Origin of the sequence: Agromyces ramosus, assembly GCF_004216665.1 — a bacterium.
GTDB lineage: Bacteria > Actinomycetota > Actinomycetes > Actinomycetales > Microbacteriaceae > Agromyces > Agromyces ramosus.
On the sequence record NZ_SGWY01000001.1, the window covers coordinates 926,377 to 950,842 of the forward strand.

19 protein-coding genes are annotated in these 24,466 nt (G+C 70.3%); 11 read left to right on the top strand and 8 right to left on the bottom strand.

The genetic code is table 11. The features are described 5' to 3' along the window. Positions 1–51: 51 nt before the first annotated feature. From EV187_RS04350 to EV187_RS04360, 3 genes are all read right to left on the bottom strand, one after another. Complete coding sequence (locus EV187_RS04350; RefSeq protein ID WP_130351758.1) at positions 52–843, bottom strand: slipin family protein; 792 nt, start codon at positions 841–843, stop codon at positions 52–54. Between the two features lie 123 nt (positions 844–966). After that, complete coding sequence (locus EV187_RS04355) at positions 967–2,130, bottom strand: cystathionine gamma-synthase (RefSeq protein ID WP_130351759.1); 1,164 nt, start codon at positions 2,128–2,130, stop codon at positions 967–969. Between the two features lie 46 nt (positions 2,131–2,176). Then, a complete protein-coding gene (locus tag EV187_RS04360) occupies positions 2,177–3,544 on the bottom strand; it encodes a cystathionine beta-synthase (protein WP_130351760.1) in 1,368 nt (455 codons plus the stop codon). Positions 3,545–3,787: 243 nt separating this feature from the next. Between EV187_RS04360 and EV187_RS04365 the strand changes: the two genes are divergently transcribed. Both EV187_RS04365 and EV187_RS04370 read left to right on the top strand, forming a co-directional pair. Next, a complete protein-coding gene (locus tag EV187_RS04365; protein WP_242609427.1) occupies positions 3,788–4,471 on the top strand; it encodes a DUF3105 domain-containing protein in 684 nt (227 codons plus the stop codon). Positions 4,472–4,473: 2 nt separating this feature from the next. Continuing rightward, positions 4,474–5,145, top strand: coding sequence for a DUF305 domain-containing protein (locus EV187_RS04370; RefSeq protein ID WP_130351761.1), 672 nt, complete (start codon positions 4,474–4,476; stop codon positions 5,143–5,145). Positions 5,146–5,179: 34 nt separating this feature from the next. On the opposite strand, the gene EV187_RS04375 is transcribed toward EV187_RS04370, so the two are convergent. Beyond that, the gene (locus EV187_RS04375; RefSeq protein ID WP_423190875.1) at positions 5,180–7,087 is read right to left on the bottom strand and encodes an ABC transporter ATP-binding protein; all 1,908 of its coding nucleotides are present in this window, start codon (positions 7,085–7,087) and stop codon (positions 5,180–5,182) included. 198 nt (positions 7,088–7,285) lie between these two features. On the opposite strand from EV187_RS04375, the gene EV187_RS04380 reads away from it, so the two are divergent. Both EV187_RS04380 and EV187_RS04385 read left to right on the top strand, forming a co-directional pair. Continuing rightward, positions 7,286–9,073, top strand: a complete 1,788-nt coding sequence (locus EV187_RS04380; protein ID WP_130351762.1) for a hypothetical protein — start codon at positions 7,286–7,288, stop codon at positions 9,071–9,073. Positions 9,074–9,227: 154 nt separating this feature from the next. Then, positions 9,228–10,292 (top strand): hypothetical protein, encoded by a 1,065-nt coding sequence (locus EV187_RS04385; RefSeq protein ID WP_130351763.1) that lies wholly within the window; start codon positions 9,228–9,230, stop codon positions 10,290–10,292. Positions 10,293–10,307: 15 nt separating this feature from the next. Here EV187_RS04385 and EV187_RS04390 read toward each other — a convergent pair whose 3' ends face one another. The 4 genes from EV187_RS04390 to EV187_RS04405 form a co-directional block, all read right to left on the bottom strand. Further along, on the bottom strand, positions 10,308–11,999 hold the full coding sequence (locus tag EV187_RS04390) for an alkaline phosphatase D family protein (RefSeq protein ID WP_130351764.1): 1,692 nt from the start codon (positions 11,997–11,999) through the stop codon (positions 10,308–10,310). Between the two features lie 114 nt (positions 12,000–12,113). Then, a complete protein-coding gene (locus EV187_RS04395) occupies positions 12,114–13,106 on the bottom strand; it encodes a carbohydrate ABC transporter permease (RefSeq protein ID WP_130351765.1) in 993 nt (330 codons plus the stop codon). Next, complete coding sequence (locus EV187_RS04400; protein ID WP_130351766.1) at positions 13,103–14,071, bottom strand: carbohydrate ABC transporter permease; 969 nt, start codon at positions 14,069–14,071, stop codon at positions 13,103–13,105. The genes EV187_RS04395 and EV187_RS04400 overlap by 4 nt, the downstream gene beginning before the upstream one ends. 112 nt (positions 14,072–14,183) lie before the next feature. Further along, on the bottom strand, positions 14,184–15,542 hold the full coding sequence (locus tag EV187_RS04405; RefSeq protein WP_130351767.1) for an ABC transporter substrate-binding protein: 1,359 nt from the start codon (positions 15,540–15,542) through the stop codon (positions 14,184–14,186). 269 nt (positions 15,543–15,811) lie between these two features. Here EV187_RS04405 and EV187_RS04410 point away from each other — a divergent pair, with 269 nt between their 5' ends. The 7 genes from EV187_RS04410 to EV187_RS04440 all read left to right on the top strand — a co-directional run bounded on the left by EV187_RS04410 (position 15,812) and on the right by EV187_RS04440 (position 24,291). Continuing rightward, positions 15,812–16,831: a LacI family DNA-binding transcriptional regulator gene (locus EV187_RS04410; RefSeq protein WP_130351768.1), complete on the top strand. Its 1,020-nt coding sequence runs from the start codon at positions 15,812–15,814 to the stop codon at positions 16,829–16,831. 377 nt (positions 16,832–17,208) lie between these two features. Next, positions 17,209–18,138: a carbohydrate ABC transporter permease gene (locus tag EV187_RS04415; protein WP_130351769.1), complete on the top strand. Its 930-nt coding sequence runs from the start codon at positions 17,209–17,211 to the stop codon at positions 18,136–18,138. A gap of 148 nt (positions 18,139–18,286) precedes the next feature. Further along, positions 18,287–19,057, top strand: a complete 771-nt coding sequence (locus tag EV187_RS04420) for a carbohydrate ABC transporter permease (RefSeq protein WP_242609471.1) — start codon at positions 18,287–18,289, stop codon at positions 19,055–19,057. 107 nt (positions 19,058–19,164) lie between these two features. Continuing rightward, entirely contained in the window at positions 19,165–20,499 is a 1,335-nt protein-coding gene (locus EV187_RS04425) for an ABC transporter substrate-binding protein (RefSeq protein WP_130351771.1), read from the top strand. A gap of 162 nt (positions 20,500–20,661) precedes the next feature. Beyond that, positions 20,662–22,584, top strand: a complete 1,923-nt coding sequence (locus tag EV187_RS04430; protein WP_130351772.1) for a DUF6807 family protein — start codon at positions 20,662–20,664, stop codon at positions 22,582–22,584. Further along, entirely contained in the window at positions 22,581–23,714 is a 1,134-nt protein-coding gene (locus EV187_RS04435; protein ID WP_130351773.1) for a Gfo/Idh/MocA family protein, read from the top strand. The genes EV187_RS04430 and EV187_RS04435 overlap by 4 nt, the downstream gene beginning before the upstream one ends. Positions 23,715–23,844: 130 nt before the next feature. Beyond that, positions 23,845–24,291 (top strand): DUF805 domain-containing protein, encoded by a 447-nt coding sequence (locus EV187_RS04440; RefSeq protein WP_130351774.1) that lies wholly within the window; start codon positions 23,845–23,847, stop codon positions 24,289–24,291. Positions 24,292–24,466: the final 175 nt, after the last annotated feature.

Below are 24,466 nucleotides of genomic sequence, written 5' to 3' on the forward strand. Positions count from 1 at the left end.
CGCGATGGCAGGGTCGACACCTGTCGTCGATTTCCTGCCACTCTCGGGTGGTCAGCGTCCGCGCACCTGCGCGACCGCCGACTCGCGGTCGATGAACGCGGTGAGCCCCTCGATCGAACCGAGCAGCGGCGCGGGCACCACCACGAGCGTGTTCTTGTCGACGCCGACCTCCACGAGCGTCTGCAGCGTGCGCAACTGCAGCGCGAGCGGATGCGACATCATAGTGTCCGAGGCGACGCCGAGCTGGGTCGCGGCGAGCGCCTCGCCCTCGGCGGCGATGATCTTCGCCCGCTTCTCGCGCTCCGCCTCGGCCTGCCGGGCCATCGCCCGCTTCATCGAGTCGGGAAGCAGGATGTCCTTGAGCTCGACGAGCGTCACCTCGACACCCCACGCGGTCGTCGTCACGTCGAGGATCTCGCGGATGTTCGCGTTCAGCGTGGCCGTGTCCGACAGCGCCTCGTCGAGGTGGTGCTGTCCGATCACCTTGCGCAGCGTGGTCTGCGCGATCTGGTCGATCGCCGACTTCACGCTCTCGATCGCGATGACCGCGTTCACCGCGTCGACCACCCGGTAGTAGGCCACCGCCGAGACGCCCACGCTCACGTTGTCGCGCGTGATGATGCCCTGCGACTGGATCGGCAGCGTGACGATGCGCAACGACACCTTGGTCATCACGTCGACGATCGGGATGATGAAGCGGATGCCGGGATCGCGCACGCTCTGCAGCCGGCCGAATCGCAGCACGACGCCGCGCTCGTACTGCTTCACGATCTTCACCGACATGAAGAACAGCACGATCGCGAGCACGACCACGATGATCAGGATCACCCAGAACCAGGCCATGGAGCTCATCTCCTCGGGCGCCGGTGACGTGCCGTACGCCAGCACTCCAATTCTCGCACCGCGGGGCGTCGGCCGGGCGGATGCCCCGAAGCCGGGCGGATGCCCGAAGCCGGGCGGATGCCGCTACAGGCGCGCGAGCGCCTCGTCGATGTCGGCGAGCAGGTCGTCGACGTCCTCGATGCCGACCGAGAGGCGCACGACCGACTCGGGCACCTCCGCCTCGGTGCCGCGCACGGAGGCGTGCGTCATCTCCGACGGGTAGTTGACGAGCGACTCCACGCCGCCGAGCGACTCAGCCAGCTGGAACAGCGTCGTCGACTCCGCGAACCGGCGCGCCGCCTCGGCGCCGCCCGTGAGCGAGATCGAGATCATGCCGCCGAAACCCGACATCTGGCGGGCGGCGAGCTCGTGTCCCGGGTGCGATTCCAGTCCCGGGTAGAACACGTGCTCGATGCCCGCGTGGCCCTCGAGTCGCCGCGCGATCGCCAGCGCGTTCTCGCTGTGCCGCTGCATCCGGATGCCGAGCGTCTTGATGCCGCGCGACGTGAGGAAGGCGTCGAACGGACTCGACACCGCGCCGGCCGCGAACTGGGTGAACCCGACCTGCTCGGCGAGCTCCTCCTGCCCGGCGGCGAACACGAGGCCTCCGCCCACGATGTCGGAGTGGCCGCCGAGGTACTTCGTGGTGGAGTGCACGACCACATCGGCGCCGAGCGCGACGGGCTGCTGCAGCGCCGGCGAAGCGAAGGTGTTGTCGACCACCACGAGCACGCCGGCCTCGTTGCCGAGCTCCGCGAGCGCCGCGACATCCGAGATCTTCATCAGGGGGTTCGAGGGCGTCTCGACCCAGAGCACCTTGGTGGTGCCGAGCTCGATCGCCCCCCGAACCGCGTCGAGGTCGCTGGTGTCGACGGTGGTGTGGCGGACGCCCCAGGCGCCGAAGATCCGGCGGACGAGGCGGTGGGTGCCGCCGTACACGTCGTTGCCGATCACGACGTGGTCGCCCGGCGTCAGGACCGTGCGCAGCAGCGCGTCCTCCGCGGCCAGGCCCGACGCGAAGGAGAGGCCGCGGATGCCGCCCTCGAGCGCCGCGAGCTGGGTCTCGAGCGCGGTGCGGGTCGGGTTGCCGCCGCGCGAGTACTCGTAGCCGTTGCGGAGGCCGCCGATGCCGTCCTGCACGTAGGTGGAGGTGAGGTACACGGGCGGGATGACCGCGCCGGTGGTGGGATCGAACTCCTGGCCCGCGTGGATGGCGCGGGTGTCGAAGCGTGCGTCGTCGAGCAGCATGGTGCGTGCGCCTTTCGGAACGGATGCCGCGGCGGCATCCGGTGGATCAGGAGGAGAGGTAGGTGAGCAGGTCGGTGCGGCTGATCACGCCGAGCGCCTTGCCGCCGTCGGTGACGAGCATCGCGGAGGCGTCGCCGAAGGCCGCCCGCGCCGTCGAGACGGGCTCGTTCACGCCGATGAGCGGCAGCGCCTCGCCGACGACGGCGGACACGTCGTCGGTGAGCTTCGCCCGACCCGAGAACACGAGGTCGAGCAGCTCCTCCTCGTGGAGGGCGCCGAGGACCTCGCCGAGCACGACCGGCGGCTCGGCCGACAGCACGACGAGCTGCGAGACGCCGGTGTCGGTCATGCGGTCGATGGCCTCGCGGATCGTGTCGGTCGGGTGCACGTAGACGAGCGGCGCGGTGCGGTCGGCCTTCGCGGCCAGCAGGTCGCGCACGGTGTGCCCGGCGGGGGCGTTGCCGAAGCCGTACGCGCGCAGCCACTTGTCGTTGAAGATCTTGCCCAGGTAGCCGCGGCCCGAGTCGGGCAGCAGCACGACGAACACGTCGTCGGGCCCGGCGGATGCCGCGGCCTTCAGCGCCGCGACGACCGCCATGCCGCTCGACCCGCCCACGAGGATGCCCTCCTCGCGCGCGAGCCGCCGCGTCATCGCGATGGACTCGGCGTCGGTGACGGCGATGATCTCGTGCGGCACGGCGGGGTCGTACGCCTCGGGCCAGAAGTCCTCGCCGACGCCCTCGACGAAGTAGGGCCGCCCGGTGCCGCCGGAGTACACGGAGCCCTCGGGATCGGCGCCGATGATGCGCACGGTGTCGCCCGAGACCTCGCGCAGGTAGCGGCCGGTCCCGCTGATGGTGCCGCCCGTGCCGACGCCGGCGACGAAGTGGGTCACCTTGCCGTCGGTGTCGCGCCAGATCTCGGGCCCCGTGGTCTCGTAGTGCGACCGCGGGCCGTTGGGGTTGGAGTACTGGTCGGGCTTGAACGCGCCGGGGATCTCGCGGGCGAGCCGGTCGGAGACCCCGTAGTAGGACTCGGGGCTGTCGGGTGCGACGGCGGTGGGCGTCACGACGACCTCGGCGCCGTACGCCATGAGCACGTTGCGCTTGTCCTCGCTGACCTTGTCGGGGCACACGAAGATGCACCGGTAGCCGCGCTGCTGCGCCACGAGTGCCAGCCCCACGCCGGTGTTGCCCGACGTCGGCTCCACGATCGTGCCGCCCGGCTTCAGCTTGCCGTCCCGCTCCGCGGCGTCGATGAGGCGGCTGGCGATGCGGTCCTTCACCGAGCCGCCGGGGTTGAAGTACTCGAGCTTCACCAGCACCGTGGCATCCGTCACCCCCTCGGTGACGCGGTGGAGCTTGACGAGCGGGGTGTCGCCGACGAGATCGACGATCGACTCTGCGTACTTCATGCCGTGTTCATTCCTCGTGTCAGTGCGTCTTGGGCGCCGGATGCGGTGCGCGACGCTGAAAAGGGGTCGCCTCGTTCAGCGACGACAACACGGCATGGAAGAGCTCACGCACACAGACTAGCGGGACTTCGCCGCCGCACGCGCGGCCGACCCCTCGCCCGGCCGACCGGCGCGGCTCGCCGGGCGTTCTCCCAGCCGCATGCGTTCGTATGGAACGAACGTCCCGATGAGAGAGGCCCCCGAGTGACCGCGACCCCGCCCATCCCCCCGTCTGCGAAGAAGGCCGCGAGCGTCACGCAGCAGCGCGCTGAGGCCCGCGCGAAGAAGCTCGAGGAGCACCGGCTGCGGGAGGCGAGGGGTCGGCGCAACCGCCGCATCGGCATCGGCGCGGCCATCGCGGGCGGCGTCGCCGTGGTGGCCCTCGTCGTCACGACGGTCGTGCTCACGCCGCAGGCCGCCTCGTACAGCGCGGGCGGCGACGGCGCCGAGGTCGAGGGCGTGCAGACGTTCGACAACACCTCGACCCACGTCGAGGGGATCGTCGACTATCCCCAGACCCCGCCCGCCGGCGGACCCCACAACCCGGCGTGGCTGAACTGCGGCGTGTACAGCGAGCCCGTGCCCGCCGAGAACGCCGTGCACTCCCTCGAGCACGGTGCCCTCTGGGTCACCTACGACCCGTCGATCTCGGATGCCGCGCTCGAGTCGCTGCGGTCGGTGCTGCCGTCGACCTACGTGATCCTCTCGCCGTTCGACGACCTGCCCGCGCCGATCGTGCTCAGCGGGTGGAACAGCCAGCTGCAGGTCGACGACGCCGAGGACCCGCGCATCGCCGCGTTCATCGAGGAGTACTGGCAGAGCCAGGCCGTCCCCGAGCCGGGCGCCCTCTGCACCGGCGCGGTCGACGCGCCGGGCAAGGTCTCCTAGCGATGGCCCGACCGGATGCCGCGCCCGTCACGCGCGTCGGCCGCGTCGCGGTGCTCGTCGCGGCATCCGTCGCCGTGGTCGTCGTGGCCGTCGTCGCGTTCTCGGTCGGACGGCTGAGCACCCTCGCCGAGTCGCCGCCGACGGACACGAGTGCAGAGGCGGGGTTCGCGCGCGACATGCAGGTGCACCACCAGCAGGGCGTCGAGCTCGCGATGATCGTGCGCGACGCGAGCGACGACCCCGACGTGCGGCTGCTCGCCGACGACATCGCAACCACCCAGGCCCAGCAGTCGGGGCAGCTCTACGGCTGGCTGCGAGGCTGGGGCCTGCCGCAGGCGGGCGCGGAGCCGTCGATGACCTGGATGACGCGGGCCTCCGCCGACGACGCCGCGACGCACGGGGTGCACGACGCCGACGCCCACGCGCCGGGCACCCCGATGCCGGGGCTCGCGACGCCCGACCAGGTCGCCGCCCTTCGCGCGGCGACGGGTGTCGACGCCGAGCGGCGGTTCCTCGAGCTCATGATCGCCCACCACCGCGGCGCGATCGAGATGGCGGATGCCGCGCTCGCGCGCTCCTCGAACGACCTCGTGGTGCCCTTCGCGAACTCGATCCTGCAGAGCCAGGAGGCGGAGATCGCCCTCATGGAGGACCTGCTCGCCGGGCGGAGCTGACCCGGCCCAGCCCGGGCCGGCGGTGCGGCCGGCGTCAGTTCTCGAAGACGGGCCGCTCCTCCTGCTGCCGGTAGAGCGACGCGTACACGCCCTCCGACACCACGAGCTCGGCGTGCGTGCCCTTCTCGACCACCCGACCGGCGACGATCACGAAGATCACGTCGGCGGACACCACGGTGGAGAGCCGGTGCGCGATCGCGATCGTGGTGCGTCCGCGGGCGGCGTCGTCGAGCGCCTGCTGCACCACGCGCTCCGAGATCGTGTCGAGCGCGCTCGTGGCCTCGTCGAGCACGAGCACCGCCGGGTCCTTCAGCAGCACGCGTGCGATGGCGATGCGCTGCTTCTCGCCGCCCGACAGGCGGTAGCCGCGCTCGCCCACCACGGTGGCGTAGCCCTCGGGGAACGAGGCGATCGTCTCGTGGATGTTCGCGGCGCGCGCGGCCGCCTCGAGCTCGGCGTCGGTCGCGTCGGGCTTGGCGTAGCGCAGGTTCTCGGCGATCGACGCGTGGAAGAGGTAGGTCTCCTGGCTCACGATGCCGATGTTCGAGATGAGCGACTCCTGGCGCAGGTCGCGCACGTCGTCGCCGGCGAATCGCACCGTGCCGTCGGATGCCTCGTAGAGCCGCGGCACGAGGTAGGACACCGTCGTCTTGCCCGCGCCCGACGGTCCGACGAACGCCGCGTACTGCCCCGGCTCGATCGTGAAGCTGACGCCGTCGAGGGTCGGACGCGTCTCGTCGTCGGCGTCGGGGTACCGGAACGTGACGTCGTCGAACTCGACGCGCCCGAGCGCCGGGCCCGCGGCCACGTCGCGGGCGCCGGGGGCATCCGTGATCGACGGCTTCAGGTCGAGGTACTCGAAGATGCGCGCGAACAGGGCGCTGGAGGTCTGCAGGTCGAGCGCCACGCGCATGAGGCCCATGAGCGGGAACAGCAGGCGCGCCTGCACGGTGGTGAACGCCACGATGGTGCCCGCCGTGACGTCCGCCGTGCCCCCGGCGATCAGCCACCCGGAGACGAGGTAGACGATCGCCGGAATCGCGGACATGAAGATGCCCACCATCGCGAAGAACCACTGGCCGGTCATCTGCTGCTTCACCTGCAGCCGGATCTGGTTCTGGTTCTCGTCGGCGTAGCGGTCGATCTCGCTCCGCTGCCGGGTGAAGCTCTTGGAGAGGAGGATGCCCGAGACGGAAAGGGTCTCCTGCGTGATCGCGGTCATCTCCGACAGCGACTCCTGCGTCTTGCCGGCGATGCGGGCCCGCACCTGCCCGACGCGTCGCTGCGCGATCACCATGAACGGCAGCAGCACGAGCGCGATGACCGTGAGCTGCCAACTGAGGATCAGCATGGCGACGAACGCCGAGATCACCGTGACGGTGTTGCCCAGCACGCTCGAGACGGTGTTGGTGAGCACGGATGCCACGCCGCCGACATCGTTCTGCAGGCGCGATTGGATGACGCCCGTCTTCGTGCGCGTGAAGAAGCTGAGCTCCATCGACTGCAGATGGGTGAAGAGGCGCACGCGCAGGGCGCCCATGACCTTGTTGCCGATGGTGGCGGTGAGGTAGGTCTGCCACACGCCGAGCAGCGCCGAGACGACGTAGACGAGGATCATCGCGCCGACGATCGCCGTGAGCACCTGGAGATTCGGGCCGGTGACGTCGCCGTCGGGGCCGACCGGGAAGAGCCCGTCGTCGAATGCCCGCTGGGTCAGCAGCGGTGGGATGACGCTCAGCGCCGCGCCGATGAGCACGAGCACGACCGTGGTGATCAGGGCGGCCTTGTGCGGCGCGAACAGCTCGGAGATGCGACGGAAGAGATGGGGGATCTTCGGAGCTTCGGCGTTCTCCGCACGCTGCGCCGACTCGTCGGCACCGCTGATGCGCGTGCGGGGCTTGCCCATCCTCCCGGACTGGCCGCCGGGCGCGCTTGCGTGCATGCTCACGGATTCACCCTACGTCGCGCCCGCCCCGCGACCGCCAGCCGGACGGCCGATGCGCGGCGCGTTCGCTCACCGCGTGATCACGACCCGGCGTCCGCTTCGCCGGCCCGCCCCGAACTGGGGTCGTTCGGACCGCGTCGGCGCGGGTATACGTTGAGCAAAATTCGGCTTTTGTCCGACCCAGGGAGTGCTGCCATGTTGCACAGTGTCGTGCCCACGAAACATCCGGCCCATCGCGCCCGTCCGAGGGGACGCGCGCTCCTGGCGACGCTGCTCGTCGCCGGCCTCGCGACGTTCGGTATCACCGCGCTCGCGTCGCCTGCGGCCGCCGACCCCGGCAAGCCCGACACGGGTGCCGACCAGTCGTCGGTCGCGACCGGGGAAACGGCCGTCGAGGCACCGGCGGTGGAGCCGGCCGGCCCACTCGCCGAGGAGGCCGCAGCGCCGCCCGCGGAGGAGTCCACGACTCCGCCCGCGGAGGAATCCGCGGCTCCGCCCGCCGAGGAGGCTGCGACTCCGCCCGCCGACGAGGCCGCTGCGGCACCGCCGGCCGAGGCGGCGACGGCGCCCGCGACGGAGGATGCGGCGACCGCCGAGGTGCAGTTGCTGCTCGTGCCGCCGGCCCCCGGTGAGGTCGTCGACAAGGTCGAGATCTGCCACCGCACGGCGTCGTACCGCAACCCCTACGTGGACATCGAGCCGAGCATCGACGCGATCCTGGGCAGCAACAACACGCAGAACGCGCACTACGAGGAGCACCAGGGTCCGATCTTCTGGCCCGACATCCCGAAGCACACGGAGTGGGGCGACATCATCCCCCCGTTCAGCTACCTGGATGACGAGGACCAGGTCCAGTCGTTCCCCGGCTACAACTGGGATGCGCAGGGTCAGGCGATCTACGCTGCGGACTGCGCGTTCGCCGTGCCGAACCCGACCTTCGAGTACGTCATCGATGCGTGCGTCGACGGCGATCTCAGCTACTTCGAGTTCACCCTGAGCGGCTTGCTCGACACGGTGCAGTACCGCGTCGACCTGTACACCGAGGGCGGATCCGGTGTCGAGTACTGGACGATCACCGACACCGAGGGTTCGTTCACCGGCTCGTACCACCTGCCTCCCGGCGGGTACTACGTCGAGGTCTGGGTCTACAACGATGCCGAGGAGGTCCAGGATTGGGAACTCGTGCAGACGATCGAGTTCTGGGTCGACGAGTGCCCCCTCGCCGTGACGGCGGCGGGCACGGCCTGCAGCCTCGGCGATGACGGCACCGCCCTGGTGAGCATCTCCGGCCTCGTCGTCGGCGAGGACTACGACTGGATCCTCAGCGGCGACGCGTACCTGCTCGAGGGAGTCCTCGAGGACGTCGAATCCACGTCGTTGGACGTGCCCTTCGGCGACCTGCCACCGGGCAACTACTTCTTCGGTATCAGCACCGGCAGCGGAGAGGGCCTCGTCCTGGCGTCCACGACCTTCTTCGTCGATCCGTGCCCGCCTGAGATCACGGTCGTGGTCAACGAGTGCCCGGCGTATGGCGGTCAGGGCTCGGCGCTGCTGCGTCTCTCGGGGCTGGTCGAGGGCGTCGAGTACGACGTCTGGGTGACGGCGAAGGGCGACGTCGACGGGACCGTCTACGGCGGTGTCCACACCGTGGTCGGCGACTCCAGCCACATGGCTGACGTCAAGACCGGAGCGCTCCCGCCCGGGATGAGCTACACGGCCTGGGTCGAGGGCGTGTGGATGGTGCCCGAGGGCATCGAGGTGCCCGAGCCGGTCGAGTCGGTCGTCCTGGCGACGAGCGTGGACTTCACCCTGAAGCCCTGCCCCGCCAAGGCGGTGACGCCGGCGAAGCCGGCCGGCCTCGCGGCGACCGGCGTGAACGACCCGATGGGTCCGATCACGGCAGCCCTGCTGCTGCTCGGCCTCGGGGGCGCCGCGCTCGTTGCACGAGCTCGTCGTGAGGGGCTCCCCCATCGCGGTGAGTGATCGCTGACGCGGCAGTGGCGGGCGTCCGGATCGGCGCCCGCCACTGCGGCGTCCGAGGCGTCGTGGCCTGCCCCGAACTGGGGTCGCCCGCGTGCCGCGCCGTGAGAGTAGCTTGAGCGGGAAATCGGCTTTCCCGACCCGAGGGAGTGCAGAAATGGACTACGACGTCGTGCCCGCGAGACATCCGTCGCCTCGTTCCCGATCCATCCGGCGCGCCGCGCTCGCCGCGGTGCTCGTCGCCGGCCTGGCCGCGATGGGAGTCACCACGCTGGCGGTGCCCGCCGCGGCCGAGGAAACGGGCGGCACGGTCGCATCCGGTCCGGTCGCCGACGCGGTCGCGACCGACGCGGCATCAGAGCCACGTGACGAGGAGGAGAGTCTGCAGCCGCTCGACATCGGCGTCGCGGTGACGCCGCTCTCGTGCAGCACGGACCGCGACGGCAGCGCCCTGCTCGCCCTCACCGGGCTCGTCGCGGCCGGGATCGTCGCCTACGACGTGCAGGGCCCGAACTTCGCGGTGGGCGGGTCACTCGACGAGTTCGGCGAGACCGAGGAGATCGAACTCGTCGGCATGCCGCCGGGCAACTACTACGCCTACGCCGAGTGGCACCCGTTCGACGGCGACGCGCCGGCGCCTGCGCCCGTGCCGAGCTTCGATTGGGTCGGCTTCGCGATCGAACCGTGCCAGCCGGATGTCACGGTCGCCGTGACCGAGTGCTCGAGCACGGGCGGCGCGGGCACGGCCGTGGCAACGCTGTCGAACCTCGTCGCGGGCGTCGAGTACGTGGCCTGGGTCACCGACGTCGGTGCGCCGGACGGCACGCCCTACGGCGAGCCGCAGGCGGTCGTCGCCGATGCGACCGGCACCGCGACGGTGACGTTCTCCTCGCTGCCTGGCGATCGCGACTACACCGCCTGGATCGACGGCGTCTGGGAGGCGATCCCGCCCTGGGAGGAGCCGCCGTTCATCGGCAATGGCGGGAACTTCGTGCCGCTCGAGACCGTTCCGCTCTCCGCGGGCGTGGACTTCTCGACCCAGCCATGCCCGGCCGCGGCCGTGAAGCCGTCGACGACGACCTCGTCGACGACGACGACGCCGACGCTGGCGGCGACGGGAACCGACGGTGTCGGCGGTGCGCTGGTCGCGGCGGTGGCGCTGCTGGGGCTGGGCCTCGCGTCGCTCTCGGCCGGCCGACGCCGGAGCACGCCTCGCAGCTGAGACGAGCGCGGCCGCTCAGCGCAACGACCTGCCCCGCGACACCAGGGCGGCCTCGCGCCGTGCCGGCACGGTGACGGATGCCACCTCCTCGAGTCGGGGGTGCCGCTCGTCACCGTGGTCGACCACGCCGGTGTGCCACGTCAGCGTCAACCCTCCGGGACCGTCCTCGAGCAGCGCCAGGTTGTTGTCGAACCATGGCCCCTTCACGGTGCGCCACCGGAAGGGCGGATCGGGCACCTTCACCGACCGCGCCGCCAATGCGCCGATCGGGGTGGCCACCCCGTAGGACATGACGACGGCGAACCACCGCAGCAGCCGCGGAAGCGGATTGCGCACGGGTGAGCAGACGGCCTGCAGGATGCGGCCTCCGCTGTCGCGCTCCACCTCCGCCAGGAAGGAGTAGTGCACATCGCCCGACAGGAACGTCACGGTCTGCGGCGCCGGGCCGCGGTCACCGTCGGCCACCTCCGTCACGATCCGGGCGACGGCCTGGAAGCTGTTCTGGAAGGCCGCCCAGTGCTCGAGGTCGACCGCCTGCCGCAGTCGCTCGCCGATCCACGCGGCCGGTCGCCCCCACGCGCCCTGCGCGATGGCCTCATCCCAGGCCTCGACGTGGTGCAGGCCGAGGGGCAGCAGGAACGGCAGCGAACTGGCCACGAGCACGTGCCGGAATCCCCCGTGCATCTGCTCGTCGAGCCATTCGAGCTCCTGGGCATCCAACAGGCCACGAGCCGAGGGCGTCAGGTCCCGTGCCACCCGCGAGTCGACGACCACCAGCCGCACGTCGTCGAAGTCCCGGCAGTAGCTCCAGCCGTAGCCGTCGGGTTCCGCGTCGCATCGCTCGGCGAACTCGTCGAGCACGTCGGTGAGGTCGAGCTCGTCAGTCCCGTCATGGTCGATGATGCGTCGCCACACCTCGTCGGACGCTCGTGCCCCGGGCGACAGGTTGCCCAGGTGCTGGTACACCCAGTACGACGCGAGGCCGGCGACGATGCGCCCGTGCCACCACGACGTGGCCTCCATCTTCCGCTTCCAGTCGAGCGAGGCATTCCAGTCGTCGCGGATGTCGTGGTCGTCGAAGATCATGGCACTGGGGAGCGTGGACATCAGCCATCGATTGGCCCCGTCCGACCACGCGAGCTGGTAGAGGTGCCCGTACTCCTCGTAGTCCTTGAGCTCCTTGCCCGGCTCCTCATGGATGTCGCGCCGGCGTCGGATGAAGTCCTGCATCTCCTTCGAGGTCGAGTCCGCGTACACCTGGTCGCCGAGGAAGAGGAGCAGGTCGGGGCGGTCCGCCCGGCCATCGGCGACGGCGAGGGCGAACGCGCGCAGCGAGTCCACGCCGTGCGTGCGATTGCCGTGGCGGTCGTGCGAGACGCTCGTGCGGCACGACCCGAAGGCGATCCGCGCCGGCCGGCCCGGCGTGCGGGTCGCGATCACCGGCGGCGGGTAGGCGGAGTCCGCCTCAGGCCAGACGCGCCGGCCCTCGATCCGAACCTCGTAGGGTCGTTCCGTGCCCGGCTCCAGGCCGTCGACCTCCACGAGGGCGTAGTGGTGGCCGTGGACGGCGAAGGTGCGGGCGTGCCATTCCCGACCGCCCGCCTCGACGGTCACGCGGCAGTCGGCTCGCGTCTCCACCCAGATGCTGGCGGATGTCTCATCGACGAACCGCAGCATCGGACCGAGTACCAGTGGCGAGGCCGGCATGCTTCCCGTTCTACCGCGTCGCGTCCATCTGTGCCACGGGGTTGCATGGCGGATGCCGCGAGCCCCCGCTCGCGGCATCCGTTCCCCCTGCCCGTCCGGGTGGTGACCCGGGGCCTACCCCTTCGTGGATCCCGCCAGCAGGCCGCGCACGAAGTAGCGCTGCAGGCTGAAGAACACGATGAGCGGGATGATGATCGAGATGAACGCGGCCGCCGTCAGCAGCTGCCAGTCCTGGCCGCGCGTGCCCGTGAGCTCCGCCAATCGCTGGGTGAGTGGTGCCACGTCCGAGGTACCGCCGGAGAAGATCAGGGCGACGAGCAGGTCGTTCCACACCCAGATGAACTGGAAGATCGCGAAGGAGGCGATCGCCGGCACGGCCAGCGGCAGCACGATCCGGAAGAAGATCTGGCCGTGCGTCGCACCGTCGACCCTGGCCGCCTCGATCACGTCGGCGGGGATCTCCGAGATGAAGTTGTGCAGCAGGAAGATCGCCAGCGGCAGCGCGAACATCGAGTGGGCGAGCCACAGCGGCAGGTAGTTCTGCTCGGGGATGATCGGGATCACGTCGTGCAGCCAGGCCTGCATCGGCCGCAGCACGGTCGAGAAGATCTGCAGCAGCGGCACCAGGGCCATCTGCAACGGGATGATCTGCAGCGCGAAGATGATGATGAACAGCACGCCCACGCCGCGGAACCGCATCCAGGCGAAGGCGTAGGCCGCCATCGAGGCGAACACGAGCGGGATGAGCGTCGCCAGCAGTGCGATCGCGATGGAGTTCACGATGTACGAGCCGAGCTGGGGCGACGACTGCGACGACGAGAACAGCACGTCGCGGTAGTTCTCGAGCGTGAAGCCCGGATTCGCGAAGATCGTCCACCATCCCGTGGTGCGGATGAGCTCCGCGGGCCGGAACGAGCTGATGAAGAGCCCGAAGGTCGGGATCGTCCAGAGCACGGCGATGATGAGCGACGCGATCGTCGCGGTGCGGGACGTGAGCTGCTTCTTGACCCGCATCGTCTTGGGCTGGGCGTACTCGGCCTGCTCGACGCCCTCGAGGGTGCCGAGGTTCTTGCCGACGGGAAGGTCCGCCGGGGCGACGCTGCTCATCGGATCTCCCTCTGCTTGCGAAGCACGTTGACGTTGTAGATGACGATCGGCAGCACCAGCACGAACAGGATGAGCGCGAGCGCTGAACCGCGCCCGATCTCGCTCGCCCGGAACGCCTGGGTGTACATCTCGTTCGCCACGATGCTCGTGTTGAAGTTTCCGGCCGTCATCGTGCGCACGATGTCGAAGACCTTCAGGGTGGCGATCGAGATCGTCGTGAGCACGACCACCAGCGCACCCCGGATGCCCGGGATCGTGACGTTCGTGAAGCGTTGCCACGCGTTGGTGCCGTCGAGCTGCGCCGCCTCGATCTGCTCGGTCGCGATGCCCTTGATGGCGGCGCTGAGCACGACCATCGCGAACCCGGTCTGCACCCAGATCATCACGACGATGAGGAGGATGGTGTTGATCGGATCGGTCTGCAGCCATTGCACCGGCTCGCCGCCGAATGCGACGACGATCGCGTTGAGCAGGCCGATCTGCTCCCGCTCGCCCGAGCGGTACTCGTAGACGAACTTCCAGATGACGCTCGCTCCCACGAACGAGATGGCGATCGGCATGAACAGGATCGCCTTGTAGTACCGCTCCCCGCGGGACCGGTCGATGAACACGGCGTACGCCAGGCCCACCGCGGTCGCGAACGTCGGCACGAGCAGCACCCAGATGACCGTGTTGATCAGGGTGCGGATCGCCGCGGGCTGCGTGAACGTCCACACGAAGTTGTCGAGGGTCCAGGCGCCCGACGAGTCCTGGAACGCCAGGATGCTCGTGCGGATCGCCGGGTAGACGAGGCCGACGGCCACGAACAGCAGCGCCGGGGTGAGGAAGCCCGCCAGCTGCCAGTAGTCGCGGCCCTTCTTCGGAGCCTTGTCGATGAAGAAGATGAGGAGGCCGACGACCGCGGCGAACACCGCGAGCCCCATCACCACCTGCAGGATCTTGCCGAGGAGATCGGCCGTGGTCATCGTGCCTCCCGGGTTCGTCGTTGAAGCTGGGGTGCCGAGGGGCGGGGTCCTTCAACCCCGCCCCTCGATCATGCCGCGTCCTCGGCGCTCGCCGGGCGCGACGCGCGGACGGCTAGCTGGACGGCCAGGTGGACTCGATGGTGTCGAGCACCTGCGCGGTGCTCTCGCCGCCGACCCAGGCCACGATGCCCTTCCAGAAGGAATCGGCACCGACGGCGCCGGGCATCAGGTCGGACCCGTCGAACCGGAACGTCGTCTCGGGATCCTGCAGGATCTCGATCGACTGCACGAGCAGCTCGCTCGACGCGTTCTCGGGGTCGACGCCCTTGTTCGCGCTGATCACGCCGCCCAGGCTCACCCGGTTGTTCGCCCAGGTGTCGCTCGAGAGGAAGGTGCGGAACGCCTCCACCTCGTCCGCCTCGCGGAAGGCCACGACGATCTCGCCACCACCCGTGACCGACAGCGGGTCACCGGCGTTCACGGGCGGGAGCAGGAAGCCGAACACGTCGCCGTCGGAGGCCACCGACACGGCGTCGCCGCCCTCGGGGTTCCAGAAGGTCTCGTAGAACGACGCCTGGTGGTGCAGCGAGCACTCGCCGTCGAGGATCGGCAGGCCGGCCTCCTGGAACGACTGCGTGATCTGCGTCGAGACATCGCCGATGCCGCCGTTGACCATCTCGTCGCTCTTCAGCACCTCGCCGACGCCATCGAACGCCTCGGCGATCTGCGGGTCGTTGAACGGGATCTCGTGCGTGACCCACTGGTCGTAGACCTCAGGACCGGCCTGGCGCAGCACGTAGTCCTCGACCCAGTCGGTGCCAGGCCAACCCGTGGCCTCACCGGACTCGAGGCCGACGCACCATGGCTTGTGGTCACCCTCTGCGGCGATGTCCGCGGAGAGCTGCATGAGCTCGTCGATCGTCTGAGGGATCGCGTAGCCCTTCTCCTCGAACTCGGTGGGCGAGTACCAGACGTAGCCCTTGATGCTCGCCATGAGCGGGGCCCCGTAGAAGGTGTCCTCATAGGTGCCGTACTGCTTCCAGTCCTCGGACCAGAACTCGTCGACGTTCGCCTCGACGCCCTCGGACCCCGGGATGAGCCAACCGCCTGCGGCGAGGCGCGCCATCAGGCCCGGCTGCGGCACGAAGCCGACGTCGGGCGCGTTGCCGCCCTCGGCGAGCACCGCGATCTGGGCCTCGAACTCGCTCGAGCCCTGGTACTCCACCGAGATGCCGGTGCAGGTCTCGAAGTCGGCCCACGATTCGTTGAGCCGGTCGGCCTCGAGGTCGAGGATCGTGCCGGCCGCCGTGACCTCCGCGCCGTCGAACGTGCCGTACGTCTCGTAGTCGCTGCAATCGACGTCGGCCGCGTCCTGTTCGGCGACGTCGCCCGTGCAGGCCGTGAGTGCGAGGCCGACCGCGGCGGCCGCCACCACGGGGGCCATCCAACGGCGATGCCGTGTGAGTCTCATGTCATCTCCTCGTTGAGTGTGGTGCAAGGGGAAAGCCGGGAACCGGTTCCAGCCTCCACGGTAGGACAACAGGGTGATTCCTCACAAGGGACGGGAGGTCACGGTTCGGATACCGAACGTCGTTCCGCCGGGAACCGGCGCGAGAGCGCTCCCACCGCCCGCGGGCGCCAGGATCTCGGCGTCGGCATGGGGCATCCGGAAACGGTTCCACATTCGCTCCCGCGAGCACTACACTCTGCATCGGAGCAGCCCGACGGAGGGAGGCGCTGATGGCCGCCATCGGCGATGTCGCGCGCCTCGCGGGGGTCTCGAAGGCCACCGCCTCCCGCGCCCTCTCCGGCCGCGGCTACGTCGCCGACGACACCAGGCGCCGGGTCGAGGCCGCCGCCGCCGAGATCGGGTACATCGCGTCGCCGGATGCCGCGAGCCTCGTCACGGGTCGCACGAAGAACGTCGGCGTGATCATCCCGTTCGTGAACCGCTGGTTCTTCGGCGAGGTGCTCGAGGGCATCGAGCGCGCGTTGCTCGGCGCGGGCTACGACCTCACGCTCTATAACCTCTCCGAGCCGGGGCCCGGCCGCGCCCGGGTGTTCGACTTCTTCCTCGCCCGCAAGCGCGTCGACGCCGTGATCGCGGTCGGCGTCGACCTCGACGAACACGAGGTCGCCTCACTCGACCGGCGCGAGAAGCCGCTCGTCTGCCTCGGCGGGAGCGGCGGCGCCGCGGCCCGGCTCTCGGTCGACGACCGTGCGGTGGGGCAGCTGGCCACCGAGCACCTGCTGCACCTCGGGCACACGCGCATCGCGCACCTGGCCGGCGCGGGCGCGGCCGCGATGCCGGCGAGCGTGCAGGGGCAGCGCCGCCGGGGATTCCTCGACGCCGTCGCGGCGGCCGGGATCCCGGCGGGCGAGCACGCGCACATCCTCGAGGCCGAGATGAGCATGCCCGGCGGCCACACCGGCGCGCTCCAGCTCCTCGGCCACCCGGGCCGCCGGCCCACCGCGCTGTTCGCCGCATCCGACGAGATGGCCTTCGGCACGATCCGGGCCGCCGAGCGTCTGGGCATCGACGTGCCCGCCGACCTCTCGGTCATCGGCGTCGACGGCCACGAGTACGCCGAGATGTTCGAGCTCACGACCGTCGAGCAGTACCCCGGCGAGCAGGGGCGGCTCGCGGTCGACGTCGTCCTGCGGCTGCTCGACGAGGCGACGGCCGATCCGCTGCCCGACTCCGGTGCACCGCTGCCCACCAGGCTGGTGGTGCGCTCCACGACGAGCGCCCCACGCTGAACGGCCGTGCGGCCCGGCCGAGGCGCCGGATGCCTCGGGCTCGCGTCGCCGTCCGTGACGGCCTCCGCCACGGCGAGCGCGGGCTCCGGTGCGGGTGGTCGTCGGTCACGGGGCCCGCGGCGGCGAGGCCGACGGCCGGGAGCGACAGCGCGATCCAGCGCAGGCGCTCAGAAAGCCCTTTCTCGCGAGTTCGCGCCAATGGCACGAATTCGCCAAGATCGTGGTTGCACCATCCCGTGATCGTGGGGTAGAAACGTCTCCAGCGGCTGAGATAGCGCTTTCTCAGAGCGGTCAACGACGACGACTGGAGACCACGTGTTCCCGATGAGACGACCCGGCGCCCTGCGGCCGGTCCTCCGGCCCGGGCCGGGGCGGCGATGAGCGCCCTCGGCGAGCTTCGCCGCATCAAGGGCTCGACGCCGCCGAAGCAGCGCAATCAGAACCGGGCCGCGTTCCTCTTCCTGCTCCCGTGGTTCCTCGGCCTCGCGCTCGTGACGATCGGTCCGATGGCGGCCTCGCTCGGCCTGTCGTTCACGCGGTACAACCTGCTGAGCCCGCCGCGCTTCAACGGCATCGACAACTTCGTGCGGATGCTCGAGGACGAGCGGTTGCACACGTCGCTCGGGGTCACGTTCCAGTACGTGTTCATCTCCGTGCCGTTGCAGCTCGGTCTCGCGCTGCTGCTCGCCGTGGCGCTCGACCGGGGCCTGCGCGGGTTGTCCTTCTACCGGTCGGCGTTCTACCTGCCGTCGCTCCTCGGAGCGAGCGTGGCGATCGCCATGCTGTGGCGCCAGATCTTCGGCGTCGACGGGCTCGTGAACACGGTCCTCGCCTGGTTCGGCATCGAGGGACAGGGCTGGATCTCGAATCCAGACACGGCGCTCGGCACCCTGATGGTGCTCAACGTCTGGACGTTCGGATCGCCGATGGTGATCTTCCTGGCGGGGCTGCGCCAGATCCCCGCGATGTACTACGAGGCGGCAGCGGTCGACGGCGCCAGTCGCCGGCAGCAGTTCTGGCGCATCACGATGCCGCTGCTGACGCCGATCATCTTCTTCAACCTGATCCTGCAGCTCATCGGGGCGTTCCAGTCGTTCACCCAGGCGTTCATCGTCTCGGGCGGCACCGGCGGGCCCGTCGACTCGACGCTCTTCTACACGCTGTACCTCTACCAGCGCGGCTTCGCGAACCTCGACATGGGCTATGCCTCCGCGATGGCCTGGTTGCTGCTCGTGATCATCGCCGCATTCACCGCCATCAACTTCTGGGCCTCGAAGTATTGGGTGTTCTACGATGACCAAGACTGATCCCGCCGTCGACCTCGCGCCGCTCACGGAGTCGGTCGTCACCGGGCTTCCGCCCGAGCAGGTCCGAGACGACCGCCGCAAGAACGCCTTCCGCAAGCCCGTCTCGAGCCTCATCCGGCACGCCATCCTCATCGCGGCGGCGCTGCTGATGCTCTACCCGGTCATCTGGATGGTCGTGAGCTCGGTCCGGCCGAACGACGTGATCTTCCGCGAGCCGGGGATCATCTTCGACAGCTTCGAGATCTCGAACTACGTCGACGGCTGGAACGCGCTGTCGTACCCGTTCAACACGTACCTGCTGAACTCGGCGCTCGTGGTGCTCGGCAGCATCGTCGGCAACCTCGTATCGTGCTCCATGGCCGCCTACGCCTTCGCCCGGCTCGACTTCACGGGCAAGCGCTTCTGGTTCGCCATCATGCTGCTCAGCATCATGCTGCCGATCCACGTGATCATCGTGCCGCAGTACGTGCTCTTCTCCCAGCTCGGATGGGTCAACACCTTCCTGCCGCTCATCGTGCCGAAGCTGCTCGCGACCGACGCGTTCTTCATCTTCCTGATGGTGCAGTTCATCCGCGGCATCCCGCGCGAACTCGACGAGGCGGCCCGCATCGACGGTGCGGGGCATCCGCGGATCTTCCTGCAGATCATCCTCCCGCTCATGGTGCCGGCGCTTGCGACCGTGACGATCTTCACGTTCATCTGGACGTGGAACGACTTCTTCAGCCAGCTCATCTACCTCACGAAGCCGGCGCTCTACACCGTCCCGCTCGCGCTGAATGCGTTCCAGGACGCCCAGAGCGCGACCGACTTCGGCGAGATGTTCGCGATGAGCGTCGTGTCGCTCATTCCCATCTTCCTGATCTTCCTCTTCGGCCAGCGATTCCTGATCAAGGGCATCGCGACGACGGGGATCAAGTGATCGGCCTGCCCGATCCTCGGCCGGCGCGCATCGTCGTGCGCCCGTCGACGGCACCACCAGCACGAACCACTCCCCCGCACCACGAGACATCCAGGAAGGACACCACCATGCGAGGCAACCTACGACGCCGTCTCGGCGTCGTCGCGGCCATCGGCGCAGCGACGACGCTCGCCCTCACGGCCTGCGCCGGCAACGCCGCCCCCGCCGACGAGGCGCCCGAGCTCGAGCTCTCCGACGAGCCGGTCACGCTCTCATTCACCTGGTGGGGCAACGACACCCGCCACGCGATCACCGAGGAGCTCATCGCCGCGTTCGAGGAGGAGCATCCGAACATCACGATCGAGCCGCAGTACACCGACTGGGCCGGCTACTGGGACAAGCTCTCCACATCCGTGGCGGCGGGGGACATCCCCGACATCATCCAGATGGACGAGAAGCAGCTGTCGACGTACGCCGCCAACGGCGTGCTCATGGACCTCGGCGGCCTCTCCTCGGTGCTCTCCACCGGGGACTACCCCGCGGCCGTGCTCGGCACCGGCGCGCTCGACGGAACGCAGTACGGCGTGCCGGTCGGCATCAACTCCTACACGATCATCGCCAACAGGGACCTCCTCGACCAGTACGGCGTCGACCTGCCCGACGACGAGACGTGGACGTGGGACGACTTCGTCGACACCGCCGCGGAGGTCGCGGAGGCCAGCGGCGGTGCCATCGCGGGTACCCAGTCGTGGGGCTTCGAGGACGGCGGACTGAACAACTGGCTGCGCCAGCGCGACAGCGCGCTCTACACGACCGACGGCGAGGTCGCCGCCACCGAGGAGGACCTCGAGTCGTGGTGGGAGTTCCTGCTCGAGGCCACGAAGGCCGGCGCGACGCCCGCCCCCTCGGCGACCATCGAGCGCGAGTCCGGCGGCCTCGCCGAGTCGTTCACCGCGACGAACCAGTCCGCGTTCGGCCCGTGGTGGTCGAACCAGGTGCAGGCGCTCCGTGACGCGAGCGGGCAGGACCTGGTCGCCCTGCGCGTGCCGTCGACCGACGGCGCATCCGACGGCTGGCCCTACTACAAGCCGTCGATGTTCTGGTCGGCGTCGTCCAAGACCGAGCACCCGGCCGAGGTCGCGACGTTCCTCGACTACCTGGCCAACAGCGAGGACGCCGCCGACCTGCTGCTCGCCGAGCGCGGCGTCCCGGCCAACGAGAGGATCCGCGACTACATCACGCCGAAGCTCGACGACGTCAACCAGACCGTGGTCGGGTTCCTCGACGACCTCGCCCCCGAGGTGGGAGACGCTCCGCCCGCCACGCCCCCGGGCGGCGGTGCGATCGAGGCGATCATCGACCAGCACACCCAGAAGGTGCTCTTCGGCGAGCTGACCCCCGATCAGGCCGCGACGAGCTTCCTCGCGGAGCTGCAGCAGGCGCTCGACGACGCCGCCGTCTGATCCCCCGCCGACGGCCCATCCTCCCGGTCCGTCACCCCGAGCGGCTGCCGCGTCTGCCTGCGCGGCAGCCGCTCACCTCCCCGCCGACCCCGCGTCGGCACCGCGTTCGCGCCCCACTCGGCGTAGCGTCGTTCCCAGCCACTTCCCCGACGGAGGTCCACGTTGCCCAACTCGCCCAGGCAGGTCACGATCGCCCAGGTCGCCGAGTACGCCGGCGTCTCGCAGGCGTCGGTGTCCCGGGTGCTGAATCGCAACCAGACGGTCGACCCGGCCATCTCGGCCAGGGTGCGCGACGCGATCGAGAAGCTGAACTACTCGCCGAGCCAGATGGCGCGCAACCTCGTGCGCGGGCGCAGCAATACCGTCGCGCTCGTCGTCCCCGACCTCGAGAACCCGATGTTCCAGGGCGTGCTGAAGGGGTTGAGTCGTGAGGCCGCCCTCGACGGCTACCGAGTGCTCGTGGCCGACACGGCCGAACGCGTCGCCGATGAGGAGGAGATCGCCGTCGAGGCCCGCTCCCGATGCGACGCACTCGTGCTCGTCTCACCCCGCATGCCTGCGGAGCGGCTCGAGGCGCTGCTCGCCCGCTCGGGCCCGATCGTCGTCGTGAACCGCCCGGTCGCGAGCGACCCGGCAGCGGAGCTGTCGGTCGACTACGAGCACGCCGTCCGCACGCTCGGCGAGCACCTCGTCTCGCTCGGCCATTCGCGCATCGCCTACCTCTCAGGTCCGCCGCAGGCCTATGCCGACGGACTCCGTCGTCGCGGGCTCGCCGAGTTCGTCGCCCGGCACGCCGGAGTCGAGGTGCTCGACATCGCGGGCGGGTCGCAGGTGGAGGACGGATATCGCGCCGCCGAGGACGTGCTCTCGTCGAGCGCCACCGCGGTCATCGCCTTCAACGACCTCGTCGCGCTCGGCCTGCTGGCGCGCCTTCGCGAGCTCGCCGTGGACGTGCCCGGGGAGATCTCCGTCACGGGCATCGACGACATACCCCTCGCCAGGTTCGCAGCCCCCGCGCTCACGACGATGTCCGTTCCGCGCGTCGAGCTCGGCGCACAGTCGTGGCGCCGGCTCCGCGATGCGATGTCAGGCGCGCCGGCGACGCATCCGCTCTCCTACCGGGCGATCCTCGAGGTGCGCGGAAGCACGGGACCCGCGCCCGAGGCGTCGGGCTGGCTGTCCCCCGGCCGTCCGGTGCTGCGGATCGGCGATCGGGTGGTGGCGCGGTACGAGGAGGGCACGAGCATCGACTCGGTGCTCTCGCCGCGGCCGTTCCTCCACCCGGTCGAGACCCTGGCCGGCGTGCGGGTCACCGACAGCCACCCCACCGACCACCTCCACCACTTCGGCATCGGCGTGGCCCTGCCCGACGTCAACGGCACGTCGTACTGGGGCGGTCGCACGTACGTGCAGGACGTCGGCTCGATCATGCTCGAGAACCAGGGCGTGCAGCGACGCGACGAGCTCACGGTCGACGGCGACGCGCTGGTGGAGCGGCTCACCTGGATCGACGAACGCGAGGTCGCGCAGCTCAGCGAGGTGCGCGTGCTCACCGGCCGGCCCACCCGAGTGGGCGAACGCGACGCCTGGACACTGGGGTGGCGCAGCACGCTCGCTGCGAACTTCGGCGCGCTCGTCTTCGGGTCCCCCGCGACCAACGGACGCGAGGGCGCGGGCTACGGCGGCCTGTTCTGGCGCTTCCCCCGCTGGGATGCCACGGTGATCACGCGCGACGGCGAGGGCGAGGCGACCGCGCACGGGTCCACCTCGCCATGGCTCGCGGTCGTCGATGCCGGTCGCCACGTGACCGTGCTGCTCGCCCAACCGGCGGGCGGCCCCACGCTGCCGTGGTTCGCGCGCGTCGGGGAGTACCTCGGCATCGGGCCGGCGGTCGCGTGGAGCGAGTTGCTCACGGTGCCCGAGGGCGGCACGCTTGAACTCGGCCTCGACGCCCTGCTCCTCGACCGGGCCGTCACCGACCCCGGGGAGCTCGAGCGGCTCGCCGGGTTGCTCGGCCCGAACGCCAACGCCACCGTCGAGGGCCTCGAGAGCGGGCTGCTCGCCAACCCCGACGGGCTCGCATGAGCGAGCGGATGCCGCGGATCGGCGTCGCGGGCACGCACGGCCATGGCGCGACCCACGTGGCCGCGGCCCTGGCGCTCGAACGGCAGGGCCGCGCGGTGCTCGCGGCGGTGGCGGACCACCGCCCGCCCGGCGCCGACCTCGCGGGCACCCCCGCCTACCGTGAGGCGAGCGAGATGATCGCCTCCGCGTCGCTCGACGTGGTCGTCCTGTCGACGCCGATGCACACGCACCTCCCGCTCGCGGAGGCGGCGCTCGCGGCCGGCGCGCACGTGCTGCTCGAGAAGCCGCCGACGCCCACGCTCGACGAGTTCCATCGCCTGCTGGCCGCCGCCGACGAGGCCGGCCGGGTCGTGCAGCTGGGATTCCAGAGCCTCGGCTCGTCGGCCGTGCCCGAGATGCGGCGGCTCGTCGCCGACGGCGCGGTCGGCGACCCGGTGCGCTACGGTGCGCTCGCCACCTGGGTGCGCACCGAGGAGTACTGGCGGCGCACGCCGTGGGCGGGCCGACGCGAGCTCGACGGGGTGCCCGTGGTCGACGGCGCGGTGACGAACCCGCTCGCACACGCGGTGGCGACCGGCTTGGCGATCGCCGGCGCCACTCGTGAACCGGACGTCACCGGCGTGCGTCTCGACCTCTATCGTGCCAACGACATCGAGGCCGACGACACCTCCTCGCTCGTCGTCGACCTCGTCAGCGGCGACACGCTGGCCTGCGCGCTCAGCCTCACCGCGTCGCGGCGCGGCGAGCCGTGCATCGTGATCGAGGGCACGACCGGGCGCCTCGTGCTCTGGTACACGCTCGACGTGATCCAGCTGTTCGAACCCGGAGCGGCGTTCCCGACGACCACCGGCTATGCGCGCACCGGCCTCTTGGCCAACCTCGTCGACCACGTCGTCGACGGCGTGCCGCTGCTCGTGCCGGCCGCGTCGACCGGCGCGTTCATGCGCGTGCTCGAGGCGGTTCGCACGAGCGCGGCACCGACCCCCATCGCACCCTCCTTCATCGACCGGCGGGTGGGCGACGAGGGCACGCGCCGCGTGGTGCGCGACCTCGAGGCCTGGAGCGCACGCGTCGTCGCCGAAGGCCGCACGTTCGCGGAACTGGGCGCGCCGTGGGCCCGGAACGGCTGAGCGGGCGGCGGCCCAGGGCTGCGCCGCTGCGGCGCGGCGCGCCGGCGCCGCCTCCGGGGCGCGCGATCATGACCCTGAGCTCGGCGAACCCACGCCGTGGCGTGATTCCACTCGACCTGAGGAGTTCCCCGTGACCGACGTCACCCCCAACAGCGGCCAGGCGCCGCTCGACGCTCCGCTCCGTGGCGCGAGCTTCGGGCAGGCCTTCACCCGGTTCTTCAAGAAGTACGTGATCTTCCACGGACGCGCGAGCCGCAGCGAGTTCTGGTGGTGGTTCCTGGCCAACTTCGTCATCAGCGGCGTGCTCTACGGCATCTCGTACACCATGGGCACGCCCATGACCGTCAACGAGAGCGGCGTCCCCACGCCGGTCTACACGGCCGCACTCATCCCGTACACGCTCTGGGGTATCGCGACGTTCATCCCGTGGCTCGCCCTCTCGTGGCGCCGCTTGCACGACACCAACCGGTCGGGCGCATGGTGGTTCATCGGCCTCATCCCGTTCGTGGGCGGCATCATCCTGCTCGTCTTCTTCCTGCTGCCGCCCGACCCGGCGGGCGCTCGCTTCGATCGCTGAGGCGCGCCCTGGGCGCGGCGGGCGCTCGGAACGACGGATGCCCCGTGGCGAACGAATCGGCACGGGGCATCCGCGTGTCGCCTGCATGTCTCAGGGCCAGCCCGGTGGTCGCCTGACGAGCGGCGTCGTAGCGTCCGCATCGGGCGACCTGCGGCACCGATCCGGTCCGTGCACG

Bases quoted from the DNA above. Each gene is read 5' to 3' on its own strand.
- EV187_RS04380 (WP_130351762.1), top strand. From the start codon at position 7,286: ATGTTGCACAGTGTCGTGCCCACGAAACATCCGGCCCATCGCGCCCGT.
- EV187_RS04390 (WP_130351764.1), bottom strand. From the start codon at position 11,999: ATGCCGGCCTCGCCACTGGTACTCGGTCCGATGCTGCGGTTCGTCGAT.
- EV187_RS04405 (WP_130351767.1), bottom strand. From the start codon at position 15,542: ATGAGACTCACACGGCATCGCCGTTGGATGGCCCCCGTGGTGGCGGCC.
- EV187_RS04360 (WP_130351760.1), bottom strand. From the start codon at position 3,544: ATGAAGTACGCAGAGTCGATCGTCGATCTCGTCGGCGACACCCCGCTC.
- EV187_RS04400 (WP_130351766.1), bottom strand. From the start codon at position 14,071: ATGACCACGGCCGATCTCCTCGGCAAGATCCTGCAGGTGGTGATGGGG.
- EV187_RS04375 (WP_423190875.1), bottom strand. From the start codon at position 7,087: ATGCACGCAAGCGCGCCCGGCGGCCAGTCCGGGAGGATGGGCAAGCCC.
- EV187_RS04395 (WP_130351765.1), bottom strand. From the start codon at position 13,106: ATGAGCAGCGTCGCCCCGGCGGACCTTCCCGTCGGCAAGAACCTCGGC.
- EV187_RS04355 (WP_130351759.1), bottom strand. From the start codon at position 2,130: ATGCTGCTCGACGACGCACGCTTCGACACCCGCGCCATCCACGCGGGC.
- EV187_RS04350 (WP_130351758.1), bottom strand. From the start codon at position 843: ATGGCCTGGTTCTGGGTGATCCTGATCATCGTGGTCGTGCTCGCGATC.
- EV187_RS04435 (WP_130351773.1), top strand. From the start codon at position 22,581: ATGAGCGAGCGGATGCCGCGGATCGGCGTCGCGGGCACGCACGGCCAT.
- EV187_RS04420 (WP_242609471.1), top strand. From the start codon at position 18,287: ATGCTCTACCCGGTCATCTGGATGGTCGTGAGCTCGGTCCGGCCGAAC.
- EV187_RS04370 (WP_130351761.1), top strand. From the start codon at position 4,474: ATGGCCCGACCGGATGCCGCGCCCGTCACGCGCGTCGGCCGCGTCGCG.
- EV187_RS04415 (WP_130351769.1), top strand. From the start codon at position 17,209: ATGAGCGCCCTCGGCGAGCTTCGCCGCATCAAGGGCTCGACGCCGCCG.
- EV187_RS04385 (WP_130351763.1), top strand. From the start codon at position 9,228: ATGGACTACGACGTCGTGCCCGCGAGACATCCGTCGCCTCGTTCCCGA.
- EV187_RS04425 (WP_130351771.1), top strand. From the start codon at position 19,165: ATGCGAGGCAACCTACGACGCCGTCTCGGCGTCGTCGCGGCCATCGGC.
- EV187_RS04410 (WP_130351768.1), top strand. From the start codon at position 15,812: ATGGCCGCCATCGGCGATGTCGCGCGCCTCGCGGGGGTCTCGAAGGCC.